The organism is Bradyrhizobium zhanjiangense, from assembly GCF_004114935.1.
GTDB classification, from domain to species: Bacteria; Pseudomonadota; Alphaproteobacteria; order Rhizobiales; family Xanthobacteraceae; genus Bradyrhizobium; species Bradyrhizobium zhanjiangense.
In genome coordinates this window covers 1629465-1655367 of the sequence record NZ_CP022221.1, presented here as the reverse complement: position 1 = coordinate 1655367, position 25903 = coordinate 1629465, and the positions used below count along the sequence as shown (strand labels likewise).

Sequence of the window (25903 nt, the reverse complement as noted above, 5' to 3'; positions counted from 1 at the left end):
ACCCACCCTACGAATCTATCGAGATCTTACGTATTAAACCTGAAATGCATCACGTCGCCGTCGGCGACGACGTATTCCTTGCCTTCGAGCCGCAGCTTGCCGGCGTCGCGGGCGCCAGCTTCGCCGCCGAGGGCGACGTAGTCGTCATACGCGATGGTCTCGGCGCGAATGAAACCCTTCTCGAAGTCGGTGTGGATCACACCGGCCGCCGCCGGCGCCTTGGTGCCGCGATGGATGGTCCAGGCGCGCGCTTCCTTCGGTCCCACCGTGAAATAGGTGATGAGGTCGAGCAGCGTGTAGCCGGCGCGGATCAGGCGATCGAGACCGGCTTCTTCGAGACCCAGCGTCTCCAGGAAGTCAGCGCGTTCTTCACTCGAGATGGTCGCGATCTCCGACTCGATCTTGGCGGAGATGACGACGGCGACGGCGCCTTCCTTGGCGGCCTGCTCCTGCACGGCCTTGGAGAACGAATTGCCTGTTGCGGCCGAGCCTTCCTCGACGTTGCAGACGTAGAGCACGGGCTTTGATGAGAGCAGCCCCAGCATGGAGAAGGCGCGCTCCTCCTCCGCCTTGCGCTCGACGAGGCGGGCGGGCTTGCCTTCGCGCAGCAGCACCAAGGTGCGGTTGACGAGGTCGAGCTGCTCCTTGGCGTCCTTGTCGTTGCCTTTGGCTTTCTTGGAGAGGTTGTCGACGCGCTTCTCGAGGCTGTCGAGGTCGGCGAGCATCAGCTCGGTCTCGATGGTCTCGATGTCGGCGAGCGGCGCGATCTTGCCCTCGACATGGGTAACGTCGGAATCCTCAAAGCAGCGCACGACATGCGCGATCGCGTCGACCTCGCGGATGTTGGCCAGGAACTGGTTGCCGAGGCCTTCGCCCTTGGAGGCGCCGCGCACGAGGCCGGCGATGTCGACGAAGGTCAATCGCGTCGGGATGATCTGCCCCGACTTGGCGATGGCCGCGAGCTTCTCCTGCCGCGGATCGGGCACGGCGACTTCGCCGACATTCGGCTCGATGGTGCAGAACGGATAGTTCGCGGCCTGCGCCGCGGCCGTCTCGGTCAGCGCATTGAACAAGGTCGATTTGCCGACATTGGGCAACCCGACAATCCCGCATTTGAATCCCACGAGCGTTATTCCTTGCCGTTCTCGTCCTTGGTCAAAAATCCCTTCGCCTGCATGGCGAGATGCACCCTGTTGGCGAAGGTCGCGTCCGTGCCTTTGGCGATCAGCGCCGCGTGCTCGGCAACCGCGTCGCACAGCGTCGCCACCCATTCGTTGTCGGCCTTGGCGAAGTCCGACAGCACGTGGCCATGCACCAGGTCCTTGATGCCGGGATGACCGATGCCGAGCCGCACCCGGCGATAGTCGTTGCCGATGTGGGCTGAGATCGACCGCAGGCCGTTGTGCCCGGCGATGCCGCCGCCGATCTTCACCCGCACCTTGCCCGGCGGCAGCTCGAGCTCGTCATGGAACACGGTGACGTCGCCCAGAGCGATCTTGAAGAAGCTTGCCGCCTCCTGCACGGCGCGGCCGGACTCGTTCATGTAGGTCATGGGCTTGAGCAGGATGACGCGCTCTGTGCCGAGCGCACCTTCCGAGGTCTCGCCCTGAAAGCGGCGGCGCCATGGCGCAAAGCCATGATGCCGCGCGATCTCGTCGACGGCCATGAAGCCGATATTGTGCCGGTTACGTGCGTATTTCGCGCCGGGATTGCCGAGCCCAACAAAGAGTCGCATGACGCGGCGCGCCCCTCGCTCGGCGCGCGATCAAGGACCGCGCGCCAGCTTTGAGAGATTACTTCTTCTTGTCGCCGCCGGCCGGAGCCTTGGCAGCCGCAGCCGGAGCAGCAGCGCCCGCAGCCGGAGCAGCCGCCGGAGCAGCAGCACCCGCGGCCGGAGCCGCACCACCCGCCGCAGCCGCAGCCGCCGCCTTCTGCTCTTCGGCGTAGCCCGACGGCGGGACGATGGTGACGAGAGTCGCGTCCTCGCGGGTCATCGCCTTCACACCGGCCGGCAGCTTAATGTCCGACAGATGCAGGGAGTGACCGATTTCGAGCGAGCCGACATCGGCCTCGATGTATTGCGGAATGCTCTCGACACCGCATTCGAGGTCGATCGCGTGGGCGACGATGTTGACGGTGCCGCCGCGCTTCACGCCGGGCGAGCCTTCCGCCTTCACCACGTGCAAGGGCACGCTGATGCGGATGGTGGCGCCTTCGCCGAGCCGCATGAAGTCGACATGGATCGGGAAGTCCCTGACCGGATCGAGGTGATAGTCGCGCGGAATCACGCGGTGCTTCTTGCCTTCGAGGTCGATGTCGACCAGCGTGGTCAGGAACCGGCCGGCGAGGATGCGCTGGCGCAAGTCGCGATCTTCGATCGAGATCGTCACCGGGGGCTGGTTGTTGCCGTAGATCACTCCGGGCACTCTGCCGGCGCGACGCTCAGCCCGGGCGGCCCCCTTGCCGCTCTTCGGACGTGCGGTCGCCTTCAATTCCTTGACGGTCGTCGCCATGTCGTTAAGTCCTTGTTTTTGCAAAAGTTAATGGGCCGCAGCGCGGCCCATGGCATAGTCCGCAGCAAGCCTCCAGGGGTGCGGGGGCCGCGGACGTGGCGGGCTTTTACCCGGAAGATGCGGAAATGACAAGGAGAATGGGCTGCCGGCCTGAGTTCCCACCCTCCCTTGGAGGGCCCTGGAGGGGGGGGGGTAAAAAAGAGTGCCTTACGTCGGCGTGCCGCCGAGCTTGGCCTCCAGCGCGGCGATCCTTGCCTTCAGCGCCTCGTTCTCCTCGCGGGCGAGGCGGGCCATGTCCTTGACCGCCTCGAACTCCTCGCGCTTGACCAGATCCATGTCGCGCAGGAATTTTTCCGCCTGCGTCCGCATCACCGTGTCGAACTCGCGCTTGACGCCTTGGGCCGCACCGGCGGCGTCATTCATCAGGCGGCCGATCTCGTCGAAAAACCGGTTGCTGGTCTGGGTCATGGCGGCCTCCGATAAACTTTGCGCGAACTCTCCGAAACACAATGGCAATCCGAAGGGAACGGTTCAAGGGCCGAGCGGAGGTATCCTTGTCATGCTCCGGTTTCCTTGCAATCGTACTCAACGTCCCTGCATAAGAAGAATCACAAGGTGCCAGAGATGATCGACCGGCAGATCGAGCAGCGGCTGCTAGGGCTCTATCGCCGCAATCTCGTGTAAGCAGAATGGATCAGTCTATACGCGATCTCGCTTCACCTCCCCCGCTTGCGGGGGAGGTCGCATCGCATCGACAGATGCGAGGCGGGAGCGGGCTCTCTCCTCTTGGGGAGTCTTCGTCGCGGAAACACCCTCACCCCAACCCTCTCCCGCAAGCGGGAGAGGGGGCGCAGCTCCGTCGGGGCCGCAGCTTGCCCATCAGTCCCTAGAAGCAAGGCGCGATGCCCTTCCTGCTCATCGACTTCCCAGCCTTCAAGCCGATCGCGATTGAGATCGGTCCGTTCGCGATCCGCTGGTACGCGCTGGCCTATATCTGCGGCATCGTGTTCGGCTGGCTCTATGCGCGCTCGCTCCTGAAGAACCAGCGTCTGTGGGGCGGACCCGCACCGATCTCGCTGCTCCAGATCGACGACTTCATCCTCTGGGTCACGCTCGGCATCATCCTCGGCGGCCGCACCGGCTACGTCCTGTTCTACAATCTGCCTTTCTTCATCGAGCATCCTGCTGCGATCTTCAAATTGTGGGAGGGCGGGATGTCCTTCCATGGCGGCTTCCTCGGCTGCGTCGTTGCGGTGATGTGGTTTGCCTATCGAGGCGGCATCTCGATCCTGTCGCTCGGCGACATCACCACCGCGGTCGCCCCGGTCGGGCTGCTGCTCGGACGCATCGCCAATTTCATCAATGGCGAATTGTGGGGCCGCGCCACCGATGCGAGCCTGCCTTGGGCGATGATCTTCCCGAACGATCCCACACAGCTGCCGCGCCATCCGAGCCAGCTCTATGAGGCCGGCATGGAGGGCATCCTGCTGTTCACGGTGCTCGCGATCATGATCCGCTTCGGTGCCCTGAAGCGGCCCGGCATGATCCTCGGCGCCTTCATCCTGATCTATGGCCTGACCCGGATCGCCGGCGAACACTTCCGCGAACCGGACGCACAGCTCGGCTTCCTCTGGGGCGGATTAACCATGGGCATGCTGTTGTCGATCCCGATGCTTATCGTCGGCGCCATACTTATTGTATGGGCTATCCGGCGCGGCGCGCCGAAGCCTATCGAGGCCATTCGTTAATTCATTTCGAGAACATGGATCGTGACCGACTCGCCGCTACTCAACGAGATCAAGGCGCTGATCAAATCCTCAGGCCCGATGCCGGTCTGGCGCTACATGGAACTGTGCCTGATGCACCCGCGCTATGGCTATTACGTCTCGCGCGATCCGCTCGGGCGGGAGGGCGACTTCACCACCGCGCCCGAGGTCAGCCAGATGTTCGGCGAGCTCTTGGGACTGTGGGCCGCCTCGGTGTGGAAGCAGATGGGCTCGCCGCAATTCTTGCGGTTGATCGAGCTCGGCCCCGGCCGCGGCACCATGATGGCGGACGCGCTGCGCGCATTGCGCGTGCTGCCGCCGCTCTACCAGGCGCTCTATATCCACATGGTCGAGGTCAATCCGGTGCTGCGCGACCGGCAGAGCGCGACGTTGTCCGCCGTGCGCAACATCGCCTGGCACGACAGCATCGACGAGGTGCCGGAAGGCCCGAGCATCATCCTCGCCAATGAATATTTCGACGTTCTGCCGATCCATCAGATGGTCCGGCACGAGAACGGCTGGCACGAACGCGTGATCGAGATCGATCCCAACGGCAAGCTTCAATTCGGCGCGGCGCCCGAGCCGACGCCGCGCTTCGACGTGTTGCTGCCGCCCTTGGTGCGTGCCGCACCCATCGGCGCCGTGTTCGAATGGCGGCCCGATGGCGAGATCATGAAGCTTGCGACGCGCGTGCGCGACCAGGATGGCGCGGCGCTGATCATCGACTACGGCCATTTGCGCAGCGATGCCGGCGATACGTTTCAGGCCATTGCGCGTCACAGCTTCACCGATCCCTTGAAGGCGCCGGGCCAGGCCGACGTCACCGCCCATGTCGACTTCCAGGCGCTGGCGCGTGCGGCCGAGGACGTCGGCGCGCGCGTGCACGGGCCGGTGACGCAAGGTGACTTCCTCAAGCGCGTCGGCATCGACACCCGCGCGGCGGCGCTGATGCAGAAGGCGACGCCCGAGGTCGCCACCGACATTTCAGTGGCGCTCAAGCGCCTGACCGATACCGGGCGCAGCGGCATGGGCTCGATGTTCAAGGTGCTTGGCATCTCCGAGCCGCGGCTATCCGGCCTTGCCGGCCTCAGCGATCTCGAACAGGCTGGAGAGGCCTCATGACGCTTGCTTCGTCGCTGCTGTCGGCCGTGCCCGGCCTGCGCCATGCCTTCTTCACCCGCGAAGGCGGCGTCTCCAGCGGCATCTATTCGGCACTGAACGGCGGGCTCGGCTCCAACGACGATCAGACCCTCGTCGCGGAGAACCGCCGCCGCATGGCCGAGCATGTCGGCGTCGCGCCGGAACGCTTCCTCAGCCTGCACCAGATCCATTCGCCCGACGTGCTCATTGCCGAAATGCCGTGGCCGAGCAGACCGCGCCCGAAGGGTGACGCACTCGTCACCAAGACGCCCGGCATCGCGCTGGGCGTCTCCACCGCCGATTGCGGGCCGGTCCTGTTCGTCGATCCCAATGCACGCGTGATCGGCGGCGCCCATGCCGGCTGGAAGGGCGCGTTATCAGGCGTGCTGGAAGCAACGATCTCGGCGATGGAGAATCTCGGCGCTACGCGCGGCGGCATCATCGCCGCGATCGGCCCCTTGATCCGGCAGGAAAGTTACGAGGTCGGCAACGAGTTCGTGGCGCGCTTCATCGAAGCCGACGCGGAGAACGCCATGTTCTTCATCCCGTCGGCGCGCGAGGGCCACGCGATGTTCGATCTCCCCGGCTTCATCCGCAAGCGGCTCGAATCTGCCGGCATCCTGATGATCGACGATCTCGGCCTCGACACCTATGCCGACGAACGCTTCTTCAGCTACCGCCGCTCGGTTCATCGCAAGGAGCCGGACTACGGCCGGCACATTCACGCGATCGCGCTCGAAGCGTGAACACACCGGCAACATTAACGATCGTCATTCCGGGGCTCGCGAAGCGAGAACCCGGAATCCATCGTGCGGCAAATCACGCGGCGAAATGGATTCCGGGCTCGCGCCAGGTGGCGCGCCCCGGAATGACAGTGTGTTTGTGGCTCGCCCGCCCTAGACCTTAATCGATTTTAACGATATCGCTGCCCTCCATAATGAGGGAAGCGTCATCCATCCTGCGCCGCGCGGGCTCGCGCGTGCTGGCGGTCATGCTGCTGGCGGCTGCGACCATGCTTGCCGGCTGCGCCGGCGGCAACGCGCCGAGCAATTCCTATGCGATGGCGCCGAGCGGCGGCAGCGGCGCAACGGTCGCCTTCGAATCGATCGACGGGCCACCGCCGCAGGTGTTCGACCGCATGGTCGGCGTGCTCGACAGTGAATCCAAGCTGCGCAGCCTGTCCGTGGTCTCCCGCGAGGGCACGGCCGCCTATCGCGTGCGCAGCTACCTCTCCGCCCAGGTCGTGCGCGGCAAGACCGTGATCGCCTGGGTCTGGGATGTCTACGACGCCAACCAGCAGCGGGCGCTGCGCCTCTCCGGCGAGGAACCGACCTCGGCGAAGGGTGGCCGCGATGCTGCCCGTGATCCTTGGGCGGCTGCCGACGATCTCGTGCTGCGCAAGATCGCCCAGGCCGGATTCAGCGGACTTTCCAACATGATCAACGGAACGCCGGATGCTCCGAACCTGCGGGGACCGGCGGTGGCAGGCGTGATCCGGGAGGCGCCGGCGGCGGAGATGCCGGTCACGGCGCTCGGCTATGCCGAGCAATAACCCCCGCTAAACCACGGGCCCAAGTTACGGCCAAACCGTTGGCCCGACTCGGGATTTTCGAAGGGAAAACGTAGCATCCCGGGTTGCCATTTGAGCCTCCGGCCTGATATTTCCTCGCCCGTCGTAAACCGTGCTTCCAGTGGGTATTCGTAGGATGTTGAACGTCGTATCCAGCAAAGCGCGGGAGGAAGCGTCCATGTCGGCCAAAAACGGCTCCATCAAGCTCGTCGCCGGCAACTCCAATCCGGCTCTCGCCCAGGCCATTGCGCAAGGCCTCGACCTGCCGCTGACCAAGGCGGTGGTGCGGCGCTTCGCCGACATGGAGATCTTCGTCGAGATTCAGGAGAACGTCCGCGGCTCGGATGCGTTCATCATCCAGTCGACCTCGTTCCCGGCGAACGACCATCTGATGGAATTGCTGATCATCACCGACGCGCTGCGCCGCTCCTCGGCGCGCCGGATCACCGCGGTGCTGCCCTATTTCGGCTATGCCCGGCAGGACCGCAAATCGGGTTCGCGCACGCCGATCTCGGCCAAGCTCGTCGCCAATCTGATCACGCAGGCCGGCGTCGACCGCGTCATGACGCTCGACCTGCATGCCGGCCAGATCCAGGGCTTCTTCGACATCCCGACCGACAATCTCTACGCGGCCCCGCTGATGGTGCGCGACATCAAGGAGAAGTTCGACCTCTCAAAGGTGATGGTGATCTCGCCCGACGTCGGCGGCGTGGCCCGTGCGCGTGGCCTTGCCAAACGCATCAACACTCCGCTCGCCATCGTCGACAAGCGCCGCGAGCGTCCGGGCGAGTCCGAGGTCATGAACGTGATCGGTGACGTCGCCGGCCACACCTGTATCCTCGTCGACGACATCGTCGATTCCGGCGGCACGCTGGTGAACGCAGCCGACGCGCTGATCGCCAAGGGTGCCAAGGACGTCTACGCCTACATCACCCACGGCGTGCTCTCCGGCGGCGCGGCCGCCCGCATCTCCGGCTCGAAGCTGAAGGAGCTGGTGATCACCGACTCGATCCTGCCGACCGATGCGGTGACCAAGGCGCCGAACATCCGCATGCTGCCGATCGCCAGCCTGATCTCGGATGCGATCGCGCGCACGGCGGCCGAAGAGTCGGTGTCGAGCCTGTTCGACTGATCTTTCCTTTTCGCCTCTCCCCGCGTGCGGGGAGAAGCCGGATTGCATCGCAGATGCAATCCGGGTGAGGGGGACTCTCCGCGAGTCCAACTCTCACCGTCCCCGCTGAGACTCCCCCTCACCCCACCCTCTCCCCGCAAGCGGGGCGAGGGAGTGCGCGGTCCTTCCGCCCCTTACTACCCCGCGATCCCTGCCGCGACCTGGCCGCGCAGGCGTTCGAGGCCGAGCAATGTCTCCGCGCAGGCGGCCGCGACCTCCACGCCCTTGATCGCAAAATGCTTGCGGAAGAAGTCGTAGTGCACCTCGGTCTCGTGGAATTGCTGCGGCGTCAGCACCGCCGAGAACACCGGCACCTCGGTGCGGAGCTGCACGTCCATCAGCGCCTTGATCACGGTGTCGGCGACGAACTCATGGCGGTAGATGCCGCCATCGACGACGAGGCCGGCCGCGACGATCGCGGTGTAGCGCCGCGTCTTGGCGAGGACCTGTGCGTGCAGCGGGATCTCGAACGAGCCAGGCACCTCGAACACGTCGACATGGGTAAGGTGCCGCGCTTCTGCTTCCTTCAGGAAGGCGATGCGGGCCTCCTCGACCACATCGCGATGCCAGCGGGCCTGCACGAAGGCCACCCGCTGCGGCTTTGCGAAGCGCGGGTGTTCGGGCGCCGGATCCTGCGGAACCGGCGGTCGGGCGACTTCAGTTTCGACTTTGGAGGTTTGGACTTGGGGATCTTGCAACATCTGATTCATGGCTTTCCTCGGTTTAAGGACCAGAATCAGGGCACACGGAACGACAAACAGCCGCATCTTGCGATGCGTCTGCCACCGACCGTTCTCTTTCATCCGGACTTTGACCGTCGGCTTCGGAGTTGCACCGAATCTGCTGACCCTTCCCTTCAGTGAAATCCTTTTCAGGACAGAACCTGGGGGAAGGCGCTCGCGGGCTTGGGCCTTTCGGCCCTTACCGCCGGTGGGGACTTTCACCCCGCCCTGAGAACATCGGCCGTTCGGGATGAACGGCCTGAGGCGAAATATGCCGCCGGGGAGCCGTCGCGGCAAGCGCGTTCCGCATGGGCAAATCGCATGGTCCCATGCCGTCGCGGTGGGAGCGGCCCTCGCGGGACGGAATTAGCGATTGAAGGCCGCCGCCCGAATCCGATTCCGGTTTGTTCTGCTTCGTCCGGTTTTGCCTCGCCCCGTTAAGAATTGTGGCGGAGATGAGCTGTGGACGAAGGAGTCCTGGCTTGTGGACGGACTCGGGACCCCGTTGCGCAGATTCCGCAAATCACATCACTTGATCCGCGACAGGCCCGCGTTGATCCGAGGGGATCGCGAGAGCGACCCCAGGGATCGCCGTAGCGACGTGAAGGGAGCGCGCGCCGGGCCAACCGCGTGCGTATCAAAGACAACAAGAAGGCAAGAGGTCGAGACGGCATGTCCCTGCTCGAAGGCACTATCGATTCCAAGAGCCACCCGCTCGCGGTGGTCGAGGATATCGCTGCCAGCAACAACTGGCCGTTCGAACGCTCCGGCGAAGACGAACTCACGATTGTCTCGAAGGGACAATGGACCGACTACCAGCTCTCCTTTACCTGGATGGGCGAGATCGAGGCGCTGCATCTGGCCTGCGCCTTCGACATGAAGATTCCGCCCGCACGGCGCGGCGAGGTGCAGCGGCTCGTCGCCGCCGTCAACGAGCAATTGTGGGTCGGCCATTTCGACCTCTGGACCAACACCGGCATGATCATGCACCGCCAGGCGCTGGTGCTGCCGGGCGGTCTCACCGCCTCGACCGCGCAGTGCGAAGCCATGCTCGCCGGCGCCATCCACGCGTGCGAGCGCTACTTCCCGGCATTCCAGTTCGTGGTGTGGGCCGGCAAGACCACCGCGCAAGCCATGGACGCGGCGATGTTCGACACGGTGGGAGAGGCGTAACTACGTCTGCCTCCACCAGGCGTGAGGGAGCCAGAGCTCTCCCCTCATCGTCGTCCTGGACCAGCGACGCCGGCGCGAAGCGCTGTCGTCGCGCCGATCCAGGACCCATACCGCGAGGTCTTTCCGTAGCTCGCGATGCTTGTTGCCCTGCCCTCCATCCACTAGAACCACTTGGGGTAATGGGTCCTGGCTTTCGCCAGGACGACGGATTTTGTGGCAACAGCGATGGCGAACAACACCCTCCAAAACATCACCGGCACCATCCTCCTCGCCGGCGCCGGCAAGATGGGCGGCGCAATGCTGACCGGATGGCTGGCGGGCGGGCTCGATCCGCGCCGCGTCGCGGTGATCGATCCGCAGGTCTCGCCCGAGATCGCCGCGCTTGCGGCCAAGGGGGTTGCACTCAATCCCGACGTGACGACCGCCGGCAGGATCGAAACGTTGGTCGTCGCGGTGAAACCGCAGATGTTCCGCGAGGCGGGCGCCAAGCTGAAACCATTCGTTTCGGACAAGACGTCGGTGGTCTCGATCATGGCGGGCACCACGATCGCCTCGCTTCAGGACGTCTGCGGCGGCGCCGTGGTGCGCGCGATGCCGAACACGCCGGCTGCGATCGGCCGCGGCATCACCGTCGCCGTCGCCGCACCAGACGTCAGCTCGTCTCAGCGCGCGGTGGCCGATGCACTGCTGCGCGCCACCGGCTCGGTGGAATGGGTCGACGATGAGAGCCTGATGGACGCGGTGACTGCCGTCTCCGGCTCGGGCCCGGCCTACGTGTTCCTGCTCGCCGAGGAACTCGCCCGCGCCGGCGTCGAGGCCGGATTGCCCGAGGCGCTGGCGACCAGGCTCGCACGCGAGACCGTCGCCGGCTCCGGCGAGCTGCTGCACCAATCCGAGCTTGCATCCAGCACGCTGCGCCAGAACGTCACCTCGCCCGGCGGCACGACCGCTGCGGCCCTCGGCGTGCTGATGGGCGAGCCCGGCCTGCGGGACCTCATGATCCGCGCGATCGCGGCGGCGACGCAGCGGTCGAAGGAATTGGCGAAGTAAGCAGGTGTCGTAGGGTGGGCAAAGCGACAGCGTGCCCACCGACTTCATCGCGGTCCCGGAAAGATGGTGGGCACGGCGCTTCGCGCCTTTGCCCACCCTACGGCGTCGAGCCAGCCCCGAGCCGCTTATTGAACATCTCGACATTGACGAGCCCGCGCGCGTGGCGCCCCTCCCCGAGCTTGCGGGCGCCCTCGAACGCCTCGACCTCGAAGCGGATGACGCGGCGCTCGACCGCGACCACCTTCGCGGCGGTTCGCACCGTGGCACCGACGAGAGCGGCGGCGAGATGGCGGATGTCGACCTCGGTGCCGACGGTGACCCACCCAGGCTGGAGCGCTGAGCGGATCGCATCGCCCGATGTCATCTCCATCTCCAGGATCATCATCGGCGTCGCGTAGACCATGGGCATGCCGGGCACGAAATGCCCGACCGTGCGCTCCACCGGCACCACCAGCGTGCGCTCAGCGCTCATGCCGATTGTGATGAAGTCGCGTGCGTCCATCCTGCCTCAAACTCCGCTGTCGTCCCGGACAAGCGAAGCTCTCGACAACGCGCAGCGTTGTCTAGAGCGGAGCGCTGATCCGGGACCCATAACCACAGGGCGTCGTGGTTGCGGGGATTCGGAGTTGCCGCTTCGCCAGCTAACCCTTGTGGTTATGGGTCCCGGATCTGCGCTGACGCTTGTCCGGGACGACGACTGCGGTTGCAGCGCCAGCTGTTATTTCTTCGCAGCCGCCGCGCGCTCCACGAAGGTCTTGCCGCCCTTCATCTTATGGCGAAGCGGGGCTTCGTTGATCTGGATGACGACGGCATCGGCGTCGACGCCGAGATTTTTCACCAGCGCCTGGGTGATGTCGCGCATCATGCCGGCCTTCTGCTCGTCGGTGCGGCCTTCGGCCATGCTGATGGTGATCTCAGGCATTTTTCTCTCCCTTGCGGCCGAACACCGGCCATTGACGGCCGCCATCAAACAAGACGTGGATGCCTGGGACAAGCCCAGGCATGACGGCGTCAGCGAATGGCTAGCCCCAGCTCACGTCATGGCGCGCCAGGACCTCGCGCACCTTGGCGACGAGATCGGCCTCGCTGCACGAGAACTGTGCCGGCCGGCTCTCGCGCCATTCCTGGTTGGAGGCGATCGCGGCGGCGGCCTTGGCACCTTCGATCAGATCCTTGATCTGCACCTCGCCGCGCGCCTTTTCATCCGAGCCCTGGATGATGACGCAGGGCGCGTTGCGGCGATCGGCATATTTGAGCTGATTGCCCATGTTCTTGGGATTGCCGAGATAGAGCTCGGCGCGGATGCCGGCGGTGCGCAAGGATGCGACCATCTTCTGATAGTCGGCGACGCGGTCGCGATCGAACACGGTGACGACGACGGGGCCGAACTCGGGCCGCGTGTCGAGCTTGCCGAGCAGCGTCAGCGCGGCCTGCAAGCGAGAGACGCCGATCGAGAAACCGGTCGCCGGCACCGGCTCGCCGCGGAAGCGCGAGACGAGCCCGTCATAACGACCGCCACCACCGACCGAGCCGAAGCGCACCGGGCGGCCCTTTTCGTCCTTGGTGTCGAGCAGGAGTTCGACCTCGTAGACCGGGCCGGTGTAATATTCGAGGCCGCGCACGACGGAGGGATCGATCTTGATGCGATCCGCCCCGTAACCCGAGGCCGAGACCAGCTTGGCAATCTCTTCCAGTTCGCTCACGCCGGCCTGACCGACTTCGCTCTTGGCGAGGTAGGTTTCTGCCGCGGCAATTGCCTCTTTCCAATCGTCGCGCGACTTGGTGATGGCGAGAACAACGTCAGCCTCCGCCGCGCTCAGGTTGGCGCCTTTCGTGAAGTCGCCCTTGCCTTCTTCGCCGCCGTCCCACCGTCCGGGACCAAGCAGCTTGCGCACTTCGTCGGCGGAAAACTTGTCGAGCTTGTCGATCGCGCGCAGCACGGTCAGCCTGCGTGCCGCGTTCTCATCACCGCCGAGCCCGATGGCTTCCAGAACCCCGTCGAGCACTTTTCGGTTGTTCACCTTCACGACATAGGAGCCGCGGGCAATGCCCAGCGCCTCCATCGTGTCCGCAGCCATCATGCAGATCTCGGCATCCGCCGCCGGCGTCGCGGAGCCGACCGTGTCGGCATCGAACTGCATGAACTGGCGGAAGCGTCCGGGGCCGGGCTTCTCGTTGCGAAACACGTAGCCGGCGCGGTAGCTGCGATAGGGTTTTGGCAGCGTGTCGAAATTTTCCGCGACATAGCGGGCGAGCGGCGCGGTCAGATCGTAGCGCAGGCTGATCCACTGCTCGTCGTCGTCCTGGAACGAGAACACGCCCTCGTTCGGACGGTCCTGGTCGGGCAGGAATTTGCCGAGCGCGTCGGTGAATTCCATCGCCGGCGTCTCCACCGGTTCGAAGCCATAGAGCTCATAGACGGCGCGGATCTTCTCGACCATCTCGCGCGTCGCCCGGATCGCGGCGGGATCGCGATCCTCGAGCCCGCGCGGCAGGCGCGCCTTCAGTTTCTGGGGTTTTTTGGGTTTCTCGGCCATCCGCGGCGTTTACCAGCCGACGCGCGGTGCGGCAACCGCTGGCTTTTCCCCTCTCCCCTTGCGGGAGAGGGTGGCTCGCCGCGCTAGCGGCGAGACGGGTGAGGGGTTCTATCCGCGGAAGCAGACCCCTCATCCGGCGCGCTTCGCGCGCCACCTTCTCCCACTAGGGGAGAAGGAAGAGCGCAGCCGAGTACTCCGCCTCAAAACACCTTGCGGATCCAATTGTGCGGATCGTTGGTGCGGCCGTACTGGATGTCGACGAGCTGCTTGCGCAGACCCATGGCGACGGGGCCGGCCGCGCCGCCGCTGATGTCGAAATCGCCGCTGACCGAGCGCACCTTGCCGATCGGCGAGATCACGGCCGCGGTGCCGCAGGCAAAGGCTTCTTTCAACCTGCCGCTTGCGGCGTCCTTGCGCCACTGGTCTAGCGAGTAGGGCTCCTCGCGCACCGTCTTTCCGGCATCGCGGGCGAGCGTGATGATGGAGTCGCGGGTGATGCCGGGCAGAATGGTGCCGAGCGGCGGCGTCGACAGCGAGCCGTCGTCGAACACGAAGAACACGTTCATGCCGCCGAGCTCCTCGATGTAGCGGCGCTCGACCGCGTCGAGGAACACCACCTGATCGCAACCATGCTGGATCGCTTCGGCCTGGGCGCGCAGGCTCGCGGCATAATTGCCGCCGCACTTCACCGCGCCGGTGCCGCCGATGGCTGCGCGCGTGTAGTTCTCCGAAACCCAGATCGACACCGGCGCAGGTCCGCCCTTGAAATAGGAGCCGACCGGCGAGGCGATGACCGCGAAGATGTATTCGGAGGACGGCTTGACGCCGAGGAAGGTCTCGCTCGCGATCATGAAGGGCCGCAAGTAAAGACTGCCCTCGCCGCCCGGCATCCAGGCGCGGTCGATGCGCACGACCTGCTCGACCGCCTCGATGAAGACGTCCTCGGGCAATTGCGCCATCGCCATGCGGTCGGCCGAGTCCTTGAAGCGCCGCGCATTGGCATCGGGGCGGAACAGGTTCACGCCGCCGTCGTCGCGCTTGTAGGCCTTGAGGCCCTCGAAAATTTCCTGGGCGTAGTGCAGGACCGCGCCGGCAGGATCGAGCTGGAAGTTGGCGCGCGCCTCGATTCTGGCCTCGTACCAGCCGCCCTTGGCCTGGTTGTAGCGGACGATCGCCATGTGATCGGTGAAGACCCGCCCGAACCCGGGGTCCACCAGCTTGGCGATGCGGTCCTTCTCGGGAGTCGGATTGGATGCGGGCTGGATGTCGAATGTCATACTCATGTCCTTGGCTCCCGCTGCCGGTATCGGCGCTGTTCTGGCACCGGCCTACCCCTGTTCGGGGCCGGCTGGCTTCATTAGGTGTCTGTCTGGACCACCGCCAGCCTTGTTACGGCCGGTTTCCCGTGGCCAGCATGTCGCCGAGGACATGCTTTTGCCGAAGGCGGAAGTCCAGTATGTTTTGCCGAAATGCCGCTCGACAATCGCACGGTAGATCTGATCGCCCGTCGTCGCCTGTCCGGCTCTTTCCGCCGTCCCTGCTTCGACGCTGCCCGTCGCGAAACGATCTAAAATTTCGTGCGGGTCGATCGTTTTGTAACATTGAACCCAAGATACGTCAATATGCCTGACATAAATTTCGTAAGTCCTTCTCAAGATGCCGCCGAGCCTCGGCCGGCCGCAGGGGATGGAGGCAATTTGCGCTGGGATATCATCGAGCTGCTGTTCTTCGCCTATCGCGATTTCGTCGGCGATCCCGACCAGGAGCTGGAAGCCTTCGGCTTCGGCCGAGCCCATCACCGGGTCATGCACTTCGTCTATCGCTACCCCGGCCTCAAGGTCGCCGACCTCCTCGACGTCCTGCGCATCACAAAACAGTCGCTCGGTCGCGTGCTCAAGCAGCTCCTCGACGAGGGCTACATCGTGCAGAAGACCGGCGACAATGACCGTCGCCAGCGCCTGCTCTACGCGACGCCGAAGGGCGAAGCGCTGGTGCAGAAGCTTGCCGGGCTCCAGACCATGCGGATCACCAAGGCGCTCGCCGAGATGGGTCCGCAGGATGCCGAGACCGTCAAGCGCTTCCTGCGCGCGATGATCGACCGCGATGATCCGGACAAGGTGCTCGAGACGATCTTCGCTTCCGTCAACCAGGACGCCAAGGAGTGACCGTGCCGCTCGCTGCCACGCTCGCCCGTCCGCCGGTGCAACCCGCCGACGATGCCCCGCATCTGCTGCTGGTCGATGACGACCGCCGCATCCGCGATCTGCTCTCGCGCTTCCTCGCCAGCGAAGGCTACCGCGTTTCGACCGCCGCCAGTGCCAGCGATGCGCGCGCCAAGCTCATCGGTCTGCATTTCGATCTGTTGATCCTCGATGTCATGATGCCCGGCGAGACCGGCTTCGAGCTCGCCCGTTTCATCCGCACCTCGTCCTCGGTGCCGATCGTGATGCTGACGGCGCGGCACGAGGCAGAAGCGCGCATCGAGGGCCTGCAAATCGGCGCCGATGACTATGTCGCCAAACCGTTCGAGCCGCGCGAGCTCGCGCTGCGTATCAACAACATCCTCAAGCGCGCCGCGCCGCCGCCGCAGGCCGCGGCGGTGGAGAAGATCGCCTTCGGCCCCTACGTCTACCATCTTGATCGCGGCGAGCTGCGCCAGGGCGATGAGATCATCCATCTCACCGACCGCGAGCGCGAGATGCTGCGTATCCTCTCAGAGACGCCGGGCGAGACCGTGCCGCGCAGCGCGCTCACCGGCAATGGCAGCGTCAACGAGCGCGCCGTCGACGTGCAGATCAACCGCCTCAGGCGCAAGATCGAGACCGATCCCGCCAATCCACTGTTCCTCCAGGCGGTACGCGGCATCGGCTACCGGCTGGTGGCCTCGCCTTAAACCGCAGTGAAGCGCGACCGATGAGCACGATCGATACCGGCCTGACGCTTCTGAAGAGCGCCGCCGGCCGCGTCTCCGCCGCCAATGGCTGGATGGGCAACGCGTTCAAGGGCTGGATGCCGACCGGCCTCTATGCGCGCGCGCTGCTGATCATGATCGTGCCGATGGTGATCCTGCAATCGGTCGTCGCCTTCGTGTTCATGGAGCGGCACTGGAACACGGTGACGCGCCGCCTGTCGGCCGCAGTGGTGCAGGACATCGCCGCGCTGATCGACGTCTACAAGGGCTATCCGCAGGACAAAGATCGCGACCAGATCCGCCGCATCGCCCAGCAGCGGCTCGGCCTCGTCGTCGATTTCCTGCCCGCCGGCGACATGCCGCCGCCGGGACCGAAGCCGTTCTTCTCGCTGCTCGACCAGACGCTGTCGGTGCAGCTCGGCCGCCAGATCGGGCGTTCGTTCTGGATCGACACCGTCGGCCGCTCCAACCTCGTCGAGATCCGCATCCAGCTCGACGATGCCGTGATGCGCGTGTTCGCGCAGCGCAGCGCCGCCTATGCTTCGAACTCGGAGATCTTCCTGTTCTGGATGGTCGGCACGTCCTCGATCCTGCTGATCGTCGCCGTGCTGTTCCTGCGCAACCAGATCAAGCCGATCCTGCGGCTCGCCGACGCCGCCGAAAGCTTTGGCAAGGGCCGCGAGGCGCCGAACTTCAGACCGCGCGGCGCGCGCGAGGTGCGGCGCGCCTCCGTCGCCTTCCTCGAGATGAAATCGCGCATCGAGCGCACGATGGAGCAGCGCACGGCGATGCTGGCCGGCGTCAGCCACGACCTGCGCACCATCCTGACCCGCTTCAAGCTCGAGTTGGCGCTGATCGGCGACAGTCCCGAGCTCGAGGGCATGCGCAAGGACGTCGACGAGATGTCGATGATGCTGGAGGATTACCTCGCCTTTGCCCGCGGCGATTCCGGCGAGCAGTCACAGCCGACCGACATGGCCCAGGCCCTGGAAGAATTGCGCAGTGACGCCGAACGCCACGGCCACACTGCGACCGTCGCATTCCACGGCCTGCCGGTGGTGACGGTGAAGCCGGCCTCGTTCAAGCGCTGCCTCGCCAATCTCGTCACCAACGCCGCGCGCTACGGCAAGGCCATCGCCATCACCGGCCAGCGCGATCACCGTTATCTCACCGTCACGGTCGACGACGACGGCCCTGGCATTCCCGCGCATTTGCGCGAGGAGGTGTTCAAGCCGTTCCTGCGGCTGGACAACGCCCGCAATCAGGACGAAGGCGGCACCGGTCTTGGTCTTGCGATCGCCCGCGACATCGCCCGCTCCCATGGCGGCGACATCACACTCGGCGACAGCCCGATGGGAGGATTGAGGGCGAGCGTGAGGATTCCGGTGTAGGCGGCATCTTCACCTCTCCCCGCTTGCGGGGAGAGGTCGAATTCGATCGCAGATCGAATTCGGGTGAGGGGGTACAGGTCTCACAAAAATCTCGTTCGCGGAGAGAGGCCCCTCACCCCTCTCCCCGTAAGAACGGGGCGAGGGAGCGCACCGGTTGCGCGGTGAGTGCGTCTACTTCGGCAGCAGCGCCTTCAGCTTATCGACATCGCGCACGTTCATCTTGAAGCCACCGGGCATCACGATATCGCCGGGCTTCTGGTCCGCCTTGCAGGCCCCTAACCATTTGGCTTGCAGCGTCATGGTGCTATCGCGCCCGGCCGCACCGGCGACGCCGCCTTGCGCATGCGAGGAGGTCTTCACGGTGTAGGCCGAATTGAAGTCGCCTGTGATCTCGGCATGCGAGGTCGTGCTGACGCCGGCGACGCTGCATTCGGAATCGCTGACATAGCCGGTCGCCGTTTTCTTAATCTCCTGCTTGGCGCAGATCTGCTTGGCCATCGGGGAGACGTTGTTGCTCATCTCCTTATCGACGGTCTCGTCGGTGCAGTGTTGCATGGTCATCTCGGGCACGGGCGAACCGGTCGTGACAAGCTTCATTTCCCATAGCCCGGCCTTGCGCATCGGCAGCTCGTCGGCGCCGGCTGCGCCTGCCGACAGCACGAGACAAGCGACCGAGCCGAGCAAAGCGAGTTTGCGCGTCATGTGGAAGACTCCCGGCTTGAGAGTTTGGGCGTTACGACAACGCCTCAGTACAGCGTGCGGATCGGCTGCTCGGCAGCGCCATAGGGCACCCAGCGGCAGGAGAACGAGATGTAGCCGCCCTCATAGGCCTGCACCGCGAGGAATTTGACGACTTTGCCGTAGCGCGCGCAGTGATCGACCGCGACCTGTCGCGCATCGGCCTGGGTCGCCATCGAATAGGCGATGATGCCGCCGGTGTCGTTGCCCTTGAACGGCGGCACTGGAAGGATATCGGCGCGCGCCGACTGGCTCGCCATCATACCCAAGGCAAGAAGGCCCGCGGCCGCAATGATTCGCATTCCCGTCACTCCAATTGGCTGCCCCCAGTTTACGGTGCCGGACTGGAAGTGAAAAGAACGGAAGCCCTGTCGGCTGCGACGATATGGTCAACTCCTGGCGAAGTGTTGCCGCGGTGCACTTGACCTCCCCCGGCCTTCGCGGCACCGTCCGACCTTCGCAAGACCCAGCTGTCCGGATTGACCATGCGCGCCCCCTCCCTGAAATCGCTCCGCTTTGCCGCCGTGCTCGGCCTCATGTTCGGGGCGCTGTCGTTCGGTGAGGCCAGAGCCGCCAATCCGCTGGAGCTGAATTTCTGGCTGAGCGGACCGCGCTACGACGGCGCCGTCGCCGATTGCGACAAGGCGCTGCCGACGATCGCCGCCCAGTTCTGGGAAAAAGAAAGCTCGTTCTGGAATTCCTCGCTGAAAATCACCGGCTTCTCCGCCGTTCGCGAGACCGCGTTCCGTCCCTGGCAGTCCGACAACATTCCGCGCCGCTATTGCACCGGCGATGCCCTGCTCAATGACGGCAAGGTGCGCAAGGTGCATTTCTCGATCATCGAGGATGGCGGCTTCGCCGGCTACGGCAATGGCGTCGAATGGTGCGTCGTCGGCGTCGACCGCAACTGGGCCTATAATCCGGCCTGCCGCGCCGCAAAGCCCTGATTCGGGTCGATCTGGCGGCTGAATGGCGGTCGCCTGAATTTTGTTCTTGAAATGTTCTTATCGCCTGCTAGGCTTCCTTGCACAGTCTAGTTGAGGGGCGTCGCCATGTTTCATTCCAGATTGCATTCGTTCTCCCGCCTGGTGATCTCGCTGACCCTTTCCCTGATCCTTGCCGCGGGGCTGGCCTCGTTCGCCGGTGACGCAAAGGCCCAGGACAAGCGGCAGAACGCGCCGGGCGAGTTCGATTTCTATGTGCTGTCGCTGTCATGGTCGCCCTCCTTCTGCGAGGAAGCGGCCGAGCGCGGCGGCCGCTCACAGATGCAGTGCAGCGGACGCCCCTACGCCTTCGTGGTGCATGGGCTGTGGCCGCAATATGAAAACGGCTTCCCCGAATATTGCCAGCGGCCGGCACCGCGGCTGAACCGCAGCATCGTCTCCTCGATGCTCGACCTGATGCCGGCGCCGGGCCTGATCTTCAACGAATGGGACAAGCACGGCACCTGCTCCGGGCTCGAGGGCCGCAGTTATTTCGAGACGATCCGCAAGGCGCGCGCCGCGATCAAGATCCCGGCCGAATATCTCGATCTGTCGCAGGCCAAGACCGTGGCGCCGGCGGAGATCGAGGACGCCTTCATCAAGGCCAATCCCGGCCTCAACGATGCCGCCATCTCGGTCACCTGCAACCGGACCCGGCTCTCCGAGGTGCGCATCTGCCTCAGCAAGGACCTGCAATTCCGCGCCTGCGACGAGATCGAACGCCGCGCCTGTCGCCGCGACCAGGTGACGATGCCGCCGATCAGGGGTGGATAGTTCCGGTCATTGCGAGGAGCCCGCGACAAAATTGCGAAGCAATTTTGCGCTGGCGACGAAGCAATCCAGACTGCCTCCGGAGTTAGATTCTGGATTGCTTCGCTGCGCTCGCAATGACAAGGGGTTGGGATCGCGCGAGACAACATAGTCTGATCCCATGAACTACCGCCACGCCTTCCACGCCGGCAACTTCGCCGATGTCATCAAGCACATCGTGCTGGCGCGCATCCTCACTTATTTGCAGGACAAGCCGGCGGCGTTCCGCGTCATCGACACCCATGCCGGCGCCGGTCTCTACGACCTCGGCAGCGACGAGGCACGCCGCGGCGGCGAGTGGCTGACCGGCATTGCACGGCTGATGCAGGCGCGCCTGTCGAACGAGACCGCGGCGCTGACCAAGCCCTATCTCGACATCGTCCGCGCCTTCAATCCGAAGGGCGAGCTCAAGGCCTATCCGGGCTCGCCGCTGATCGCGCGCGGCCTGCTCAGGCCGCAGGACCGCCTCGTCGCCTGCGAGCTCGAGCCGAAGGCACGCAAGGCGCTGATCGACGTGCTGCGCCGCGACGAACAGGCGCGGGTGGTCGATCTCGACGGCTGGATGGCACTGCCGGCCTTCGTACCGCCGAAAGAGCGGCGCGGCCTCGTGCTGATCGACCCGCCCTTCGAGGCCAAGGACGAGTTCGAGCGGCTTGGCGAGGCCTTCGCGACGGCTTTCGCGAAATGGCCGACCGGTATCTACGTAATCTGGTATCCGGCCAAGAACCGGCGCGCCACCGACACGCTGGCGCAAATGGTGGCGCGGCTCGCAGCCGCAGCAAAGCCGCCCGGAAAATGCCTGCGCCTCGAATTCAGTGTGGCCCCGCAGCTCGATGGTGCGGCCCTCACCTCCGCCGGTCTTCTGATCGTCAACCCGCCCTACACGCTGCACGGCGAGCTCAAGACGATCCTGCCGGAGCTCGAAATGCCGCTCGGCCAGGGCGGCGCTGCCAGATTCCGATTGGAGGTGCCGAGGCCGTAACACTCCGGCATTCTTGGGAAAAATATGCAGGAGCGGTAGTCAATCTGCGAAGAACCGTATTATGCTGTTGCCGTGACTGGCTTTACGTTCCGCTTCCGCGAATGGTTGCGGCGGAGTGAAGGCCTAAGAAAGATCCGGCCGGACCGATGAGGTCCGCCAAGGATGGCCAGCTCCCGGGCTTCGTAAGGTCCGGTCATGTCGTGACGTGAGTCTGCGTCGCGGCGGAGGAGCAATGAGGGGGAGTTTCCCGATGGCCATGACGGGAACGGTCAAGTTCTTCAACGGTGAGCGCGGCTACGGCTTCATCAAGCCCGACGACGGCGGCCGCGACGTCTTCGTTCACATCACCGCCGTGGAGCGGGCGGGACTGAAGGACCTTGCCGAAGGACAGCGTATTACGTTCGAAGTCGAACCGGACAAGAAGGGGAAGGGACCGAAGGCGGTCAATTTGGTCATCCTCTCCTAGCGAGCCTGGCTTTAAAAAAATCCCGGCCGCGAGCGGCCGGGAGGTTGGTCCGGTATTTTCTTCTTCAGCTATCAGAAGTGATAGTTCACGCCTGCGCGGACAACGCTGGCGCTATAGCCGTTTGACACGCCCGTAATTGCGAACTGACTCGTCGACAGGTCGATGTAGAGATATTCGAGCTTGGCGCTCCAGTTCGGCGCAAGGCCGACTTCCGCGCCGGCACCGATGGTCCAGCCGGCGGTGGTGTGCGACTCCGTCCAGCCGAAGGTCTGCGCGCGCAGCTCGCCGAAGGCGAGGCCGGCGGTGCCGTAGAACAGCACGTTGCTGAAGGCATAGCCGGCGCGGCCGCGCAGGGTGCCGAACCACGGATTGGAGAACTTCCAAGGCGCGAAGGTATCGTCGGCACCGGCGGCCTGGATGTCGCCCTCCACGCCGAACACCCAAGGGCCGTTCTGGAAATTATAGCCGGCCTGCACGCCGCCGACGAAGCCGGAGGGCTTTGAGGGATTGTTGTCGACCGAGCCCCATTCGTAGCCGATGTTGCCGCCCAGATAAGGACCAGCCCAGCTATACGCATTGAGCGGCTGATTGACGGTATAGGGCGCGCGCTGCCCGTAATTGAAATCGGCGGCCCCTGCCGAAGCTGTCCAGCCGGCTGCAACCAACGCGGCTGCGCCCACAACGAGCCCCTTCATCACACACTCCAACGCAACTGCCGCCACCGCGATGCCTGCGCTGCCGCGCAAGGCCAGACCGCATGGTTACGGAACCACCACTTTTTCGCGTAAGATTTATCGAGAGTTCTAAGTTAAAGGGCTGTTAAGCCGGGTTACCGCGCTGTTAACAGGCTTAAGCAAGCGTTACCGGGAACTGCGCCCGCCATCCCTGTGCGGGCGCCACGGCCGGAACTTCAAATCGGCAACCCCAGCGCCTAAATTCGTACCATGGTTCACGATTCCCCCGACAACCCGGACGAGGCACGCGCGCGCAAACCGGTGCGCGTCACCGCGCCGGACGCCCCGCCCCGGGACACGGAAATGACGCCACCGGACCTCGATCCCGCGACCGCGAGCGGCGACGACGAGGACGATGCGCGGCTGCCGGATATCCTGGAAGAGAGCGGCGCGGTCGGCGAGGGCCCGCTGGCGACCGGTCATGAGGCGATCGAGCGCGCGGTCCGGCTCGCCCCCACCTCGGCCGGCGTCTATCGCATGCTCAATGCGAACGCGGACGTGCTCTATGTCGGCAAGGCCAAGAACGTCAAAAAGCGCCTGTCCAATTATGCGCGCCAGAGTGCGCCGCAGCCGGCGCGCATCCTGCGCATGATCGCCGCCACGGTGACCGTGGAGATCGTCTCGACCAACACCGAGACGGAAGCACTGCTGCTGGAGGCCAACCTCATCAAGCAGCTGCGGCCGCGCTTCAACGTGCAGCTGCGCGACGACAAGTCGTTTCCCTACATCCTGATCACCGGCGACCATTGGGCGCCCCAGATCCTGAAGCACCGCGGCGCGCAGACGCGGCCCGGCCGCTATTTCGGCCCGTTCGCCTCGGCGGGCGCCGTCAACCGCACCATCACCGCACTTCAGCGCGCGTTCCTAATCCGCTCCTGCACCGATTCCTTCTTCGAGAGCCGCACCCGGCCCTGCCTGCTCTACCAGATCCGCCGCTGCGCCGGCCCCTGCACCCGAGAGATCGACTTTCCCGGCTATACGACGCTGGTGCGCGAGGCGACCGACTTCCTCTCCGGCAAGAGCCATGCGGTGAAGCAGGAGCTCGCCGGCGAGATGGAGAAGGCCTCCGGCGAGCTCGAATTCGAGCGCGCGGCGCTCTACCGCGACCGCCTCGCCGCGCTCTCGGCGATCCAGTCGCAGCAGGGCATCAATCCGCGCACGGTCGAGGAAGCCGACGTGTTCGCCATCCACCAGGAGGGCGGCTTCTCCTGCGTCGAGGTGTTCTTCTTCCGCACCGGACAGAATTGGGGCAACCGCGCTTATTTTCCGCGTGCGGAAAAGACATTTACCCCGGAGGAAGTGCTCGGCTCCTTCCTCGCCCAGTTCTACGACGACAAGCCGCCGCCAAAGAACATCCTGCTCTCGCACGAGATCGAGGAGAGCGAGCTGCTCGCCAACGCGCTGTCGATCAAGGCCGGCCACAAGGTCGAGGTCACCGCGCCCAAGCGCGGCGAGAAGAAGGAGCTCGTCACCCACGCGCTGACCAATGCGCGCGAGGCGCTCGGCCGCAAGCTCGCGGACACCGCGACGCAGAGCCGCCTGCTCGAGGCCATGGCCGCGACGCTGAGCCTGCCGCACGTGCCCAAGCGCATCGAGGTCTACGACAACAGCCACATCCAGGGCACCAACGCGGTCGGCGCCATGATCGTCGCCGGCCAGGATGGTTTCGTGAAGAACCAGTACCGCAAGTTCAACATCAAGTCGGAAGGGCTGACGCCCGGCGACGACTACGCCATGATGCGCGAGGTGCTGGAGCGACGCTTCAAGCGCCTGATCAATCCGCCTGAGGAGGGCGTGACCAAGGCGAAGGACGACGATTTCCCGCAATGGCCCGACCTGGTCATCATCGACGGCGGCCGCGGCCAGCTCAACGCCGTCCGCGAGATCTTTGCAAATCTCGGCCTGACCGAGGTGTCGCTGATGTCGGTCGCCAAGGGGCCGGACCGGGATGCGGGCCGCGAGACCCTGTTCATGCCGGAGCGCGAGGCAATCAAGCTGGAGCCGCGCGATCCCGTGCTCTATTTCATCCAGCGCCTGCGCGACGAGGCCCACCGCTTCGTCATCGGCTCGCACCGCAAGCTGCGCAAGAAGGACATCCGCGAGGCCGGTTTGCAGGAGATCCCGGGCATCGGCCCGTCACGCAAACGTGCCTTGCTGCATCATTTCGGAACCCTGAAGGAGATCGAACGTGCCTCGATCGCCGATCTCGGCAAGGTTCCGGGGGTCAGCGCCGAGAGCGCCCGCAGGATTTTCGAGTATTTCCATCCCCAGCCGGGATGAACTAAAGGGGGACCGCGGTCATATGATCGTTGCGTCCGCGCCTCATTTGGGGAGCGGAACGGTTGACGTTCAGGCACCAGCGGTATTGGTAGGACGGATGAACATCGCAACGACACGAGGGGCAACCAGGCGCTCGATGTCCCTTCCCAACATCCTGACCTACGGCCGGATCGCCGCGATCCCGGTCGTGGTCGGATGCATTTACGCGCAGTCGATCGTGGATGGGCCGCTGTGGCTGCGCTGGGTAGCGGTGGCCATCTTCATCGGCGCCGCGGTGACGGATTACCTCGACGGCTATTATGCGCGAATCTGGAATCAGCAATCGGCGTTTGGCCGGATGCTCGATCCGATCGCCGACAAGCTGCTGGTCGCCTCGTGCCTGCTGATGCTGGCCGCCGACGGTATCATCCATGGCTGGTCGCTGTGGGCTGCCATCGTGATCCTGTGCCGTGAGATCCTGGTCTCCGGCCTGCGCGAATATCTCGCCGCCCTGCGCGTCAGCGTGCCCGTGACCAAGCTCGCCAAATGGAAGACCACGGTTCAGCTCGTCGCCATCGGCTTCCTGCTCGCCGGCCCGGCCGGCGATGAAGTGGTGCCGGTGGTGTCGATGATCGGACTGGCGTTGCTGTGGGCCTCGGCGATCCTCACCATGTACACCGGCTACGACTATTTCCGTGCCGGCATCCATCACCTCATCAAGGAGGACGAGGGATGAAGGTGAAGTATTTCGCCTGGGTGCGCGAGCGCGTCGGCAAGGCCGAGGAGATGATCGAGCCGCCCGCGACGGTGCGCACCATCGAGGAGCTGATCGCCTGGCTGTCCGGCCGGAGCGAGGCCTACGCCTACGCCTTCGAGAAGCCGAAGGTGATCCGCGCCGCGATCGATCATGCCCATGTCAAGCAGGACACCGCGATCGCGGGCGCCCGCGAGATCGCGTTCTTCCCGCCGATGACCGGCGGCTAGGCC

General features: G+C 64.9%; 29 protein-coding genes and 1 riboswitch. Of the genes, 17 read left to right on the top strand and 12 right to left on the bottom strand.

Annotated elements, in window-relative coordinates; genetic code table 11:
- Positions 1-26: 26 nt before the first annotated feature.
- The 4 genes from ychF to XH85_RS07890 form a co-directional block, all read right to left on the bottom strand.
- Entirely contained in the window at positions 27-1124 is a 1098-nt protein-coding gene (ychF, locus tag XH85_RS07905; protein WP_128931443.1) for a redox-regulated ATPase YchF, read from the bottom strand.
- 5 nt (positions 1125-1129) lie between these two features.
- A complete protein-coding gene (gene pth / locus XH85_RS07900) occupies positions 1130-1735 on the bottom strand; it encodes an aminoacyl-tRNA hydrolase (protein ID WP_128931442.1) in 606 nt (201 codons plus the stop codon).
- Positions 1736-1793: 58 nt separating this feature from the next.
- The gene (locus XH85_RS07895) at positions 1794-2513 is read right to left on the bottom strand and encodes a 50S ribosomal protein L25/general stress protein Ctc (RefSeq protein ID WP_091886720.1); all 720 of its coding nucleotides are present in this window, start codon (positions 2511-2513) and stop codon (positions 1794-1796) included.
- A 207-nt stretch (positions 2514-2720) separates the two neighbouring features.
- Positions 2721-2981: an accessory factor UbiK family protein gene (locus XH85_RS07890; protein WP_091886723.1), complete on the bottom strand. Its 261-nt coding sequence runs from the start codon at positions 2979-2981 to the stop codon at positions 2721-2723.
- Between the two features lie 434 nt (positions 2982-3415).
- On the opposite strand from XH85_RS07890, the gene lgt reads away from it, so the two are divergent.
- From lgt to XH85_RS07860, 5 genes are all read left to right on the top strand, one after another.
- Entirely contained in the window at positions 3416-4261 is an 846-nt protein-coding gene (lgt, locus tag XH85_RS07880; protein ID WP_128931441.1) for a prolipoprotein diacylglyceryl transferase, read from the top strand.
- 21 nt (positions 4262-4282) lie between these two features.
- Positions 4283-5401, top strand: a complete 1119-nt coding sequence (locus XH85_RS07875) for a class I SAM-dependent methyltransferase (protein WP_128931440.1) — start codon at positions 4283-4285, stop codon at positions 5399-5401.
- Positions 5398-6165: a peptidoglycan editing factor PgeF gene (pgeF, locus tag XH85_RS07870; RefSeq protein WP_128931439.1), complete on the top strand. Its 768-nt coding sequence runs from the start codon at positions 5398-5400 to the stop codon at positions 6163-6165. Before XH85_RS07875 ends, pgeF begins: the two co-directional genes overlap by 4 nt.
- Before the next feature lie 191 nt (positions 6166-6356).
- Positions 6357-6971 carry a hypothetical protein gene (locus tag XH85_RS07865; protein WP_128931438.1) on the top strand — a complete coding sequence of 205 codons (615 nt, stop codon included), beginning with the start codon at positions 6357-6359 and terminating at the stop codon, positions 6969-6971.
- A gap of 196 nt (positions 6972-7167) precedes the next feature.
- Entirely contained in the window at positions 7168-8121 is a 954-nt protein-coding gene (locus XH85_RS07860; RefSeq protein WP_164934670.1) for a ribose-phosphate pyrophosphokinase, read from the top strand.
- 176 nt (positions 8122-8297) lie between these two features.
- Here the strand turns inward: XH85_RS07860 and XH85_RS07855 are convergent, their stop codons facing one another.
- Positions 8298-8870 (bottom strand): 6,7-dimethyl-8-ribityllumazine synthase, encoded by a 573-nt coding sequence (locus XH85_RS07855; RefSeq protein WP_128931436.1) that lies wholly within the window; start codon positions 8868-8870, stop codon positions 8298-8300.
- Between the two features lie 77 nt (positions 8871-8947).
- Positions 8948-9122: riboswitch (FMN riboswitch) on the bottom strand.
- 432 nt (positions 9123-9554) lie between these two features.
- On the opposite strand from XH85_RS07855, the gene XH85_RS07850 reads away from it, so the two are divergent.
- Positions 9555-10055: a type III secretion system chaperone family protein gene (locus XH85_RS07850; protein ID WP_128931435.1), complete on the top strand. Its 501-nt coding sequence runs from the start codon at positions 9555-9557 to the stop codon at positions 10053-10055.
- Positions 10056-10280: 225 nt separating this feature from the next.
- Positions 10281-11105, top strand: coding sequence for a pyrroline-5-carboxylate reductase (gene proC, locus XH85_RS07845; protein ID WP_128931434.1), 825 nt, complete (start codon positions 10281-10283; stop codon positions 11103-11105).
- Positions 11106-11202: 97 nt separating this feature from the next.
- Here the strand turns inward: proC and XH85_RS07840 are convergent, their stop codons facing one another.
- The 4 genes from XH85_RS07840 to XH85_RS07825 form a co-directional block, all read right to left on the bottom strand.
- Positions 11203-11607, bottom strand: coding sequence for a thioesterase family protein (locus tag XH85_RS07840; RefSeq protein ID WP_128931433.1), 405 nt, complete (start codon positions 11605-11607; stop codon positions 11203-11205).
- 216 nt (positions 11608-11823) lie between these two features.
- Positions 11824-12072: a tautomerase family protein gene (locus XH85_RS07835; RefSeq protein WP_128937147.1), complete on the bottom strand. Its 249-nt coding sequence runs from the start codon at positions 12070-12072 to the stop codon at positions 11824-11826.
- 55 nt (positions 12073-12127) lie between these two features.
- Entirely contained in the window at positions 12128-13642 is a 1515-nt protein-coding gene (hisS, locus tag XH85_RS07830) for a histidine--tRNA ligase (protein ID WP_128931432.1), read from the bottom strand.
- Between the two features lie 200 nt (positions 13643-13842).
- Positions 13843-14925: a branched-chain amino acid aminotransferase gene (locus XH85_RS07825; protein WP_128931431.1), complete on the bottom strand. Its 1083-nt coding sequence runs from the start codon at positions 14923-14925 to the stop codon at positions 13843-13845.
- A gap of 339 nt (positions 14926-15264) precedes the next feature.
- On the opposite strand from XH85_RS07825, the gene XH85_RS07820 reads away from it, so the two are divergent.
- The 3 genes from XH85_RS07820 to XH85_RS07810 are packed head-to-tail and all read left to right on the top strand — an operon-like array spanning position 15265 to position 17944.
- Entirely contained in the window at positions 15265-15807 is a 543-nt protein-coding gene (locus XH85_RS07820) for a MarR family winged helix-turn-helix transcriptional regulator (protein WP_245473479.1), read from the top strand.
- The gene (locus XH85_RS07815) at positions 15804-16535 is read left to right on the top strand and encodes a response regulator (protein WP_128931429.1); all 732 of its coding nucleotides are present in this window, start codon (positions 15804-15806) and stop codon (positions 16533-16535) included. Before XH85_RS07820 ends, XH85_RS07815 begins: the two co-directional genes overlap by 4 nt.
- 20 nt (positions 16536-16555) lie before the next feature.
- A complete protein-coding gene (locus XH85_RS07810; RefSeq protein WP_128931428.1) occupies positions 16556-17944 on the top strand; it encodes an ATP-binding protein in 1389 nt (462 codons plus the stop codon).
- A gap of 171 nt (positions 17945-18115) precedes the next feature.
- On the opposite strand, the gene XH85_RS07805 is transcribed toward XH85_RS07810, so the two are convergent.
- Both XH85_RS07805 and XH85_RS07800 read right to left on the bottom strand, forming a co-directional pair.
- Complete coding sequence (locus XH85_RS07805) at positions 18116-18646, bottom strand: DUF3617 domain-containing protein (protein WP_128931427.1); 531 nt, start codon at positions 18644-18646, stop codon at positions 18116-18118.
- Between the two features lie 44 nt (positions 18647-18690).
- Entirely contained in the window at positions 18691-18984 is a 294-nt protein-coding gene (locus XH85_RS07800) for a hypothetical protein (RefSeq protein WP_128931426.1), read from the bottom strand.
- Between the two features lie 183 nt (positions 18985-19167).
- On the opposite strand from XH85_RS07800, the gene XH85_RS07795 reads away from it, so the two are divergent.
- The 4 genes from XH85_RS07795 to XH85_RS07780 all read left to right on the top strand — a co-directional run bounded on the left by XH85_RS07795 (position 19168) and on the right by XH85_RS07780 (position 21923).
- A complete protein-coding gene (locus XH85_RS07795; protein WP_128931425.1) occupies positions 19168-19629 on the top strand; it encodes a hypothetical protein in 462 nt (153 codons plus the stop codon).
- A gap of 105 nt (positions 19630-19734) precedes the next feature.
- The gene (locus XH85_RS07790; RefSeq protein ID WP_128931424.1) at positions 19735-20439 is read left to right on the top strand and encodes a ribonuclease T2 family protein; all 705 of its coding nucleotides are present in this window, start codon (positions 19735-19737) and stop codon (positions 20437-20439) included.
- 157 nt (positions 20440-20596) lie between these two features.
- Positions 20597-21457 (top strand): 23S rRNA (adenine(2030)-N(6))-methyltransferase RlmJ, encoded by an 861-nt coding sequence (locus tag XH85_RS07785; protein WP_128931423.1) that lies wholly within the window; start codon positions 20597-20599, stop codon positions 21455-21457.
- A gap of 250 nt (positions 21458-21707) precedes the next feature.
- Positions 21708-21923, top strand: a complete 216-nt coding sequence (locus XH85_RS07780; protein ID WP_008544396.1) for a cold-shock protein — start codon at positions 21708-21710, stop codon at positions 21921-21923.
- A 71-nt stretch (positions 21924-21994) separates the two neighbouring features.
- Here XH85_RS07780 and XH85_RS07775 read toward each other — a convergent pair whose 3' ends face one another.
- On the bottom strand, positions 21995-22618 hold the full coding sequence (locus tag XH85_RS07775) for an outer membrane protein (RefSeq protein ID WP_164934673.1): 624 nt from the start codon (positions 22616-22618) through the stop codon (positions 21995-21997).
- 249 nt (positions 22619-22867) lie between these two features.
- Between XH85_RS07775 and uvrC the strand changes: the two genes are divergently transcribed.
- The 3 genes from uvrC (at position 22868) to moaD (ending at position 25900) form a co-directional block, all read left to right on the top strand.
- Complete coding sequence (gene uvrC / locus XH85_RS07770; RefSeq protein WP_128931421.1) at positions 22868-24937, top strand: excinuclease ABC subunit UvrC; 2070 nt, start codon at positions 22868-22870, stop codon at positions 24935-24937.
- A 97-nt stretch (positions 24938-25034) separates the two neighbouring features.
- Positions 25035-25652 (top strand): CDP-diacylglycerol--glycerol-3-phosphate 3-phosphatidyltransferase, encoded by a 618-nt coding sequence (gene pgsA / locus XH85_RS07765; RefSeq protein ID WP_091886795.1) that lies wholly within the window; start codon positions 25035-25037, stop codon positions 25650-25652.
- Complete coding sequence (gene moaD / locus XH85_RS07760) at positions 25649-25900, top strand: molybdopterin converting factor subunit 1 (RefSeq protein WP_091886798.1); 252 nt, start codon at positions 25649-25651, stop codon at positions 25898-25900. Before pgsA ends, moaD begins: the two co-directional genes overlap by 4 nt.
- Positions 25901-25903 lie beyond the last annotated feature (3 nt).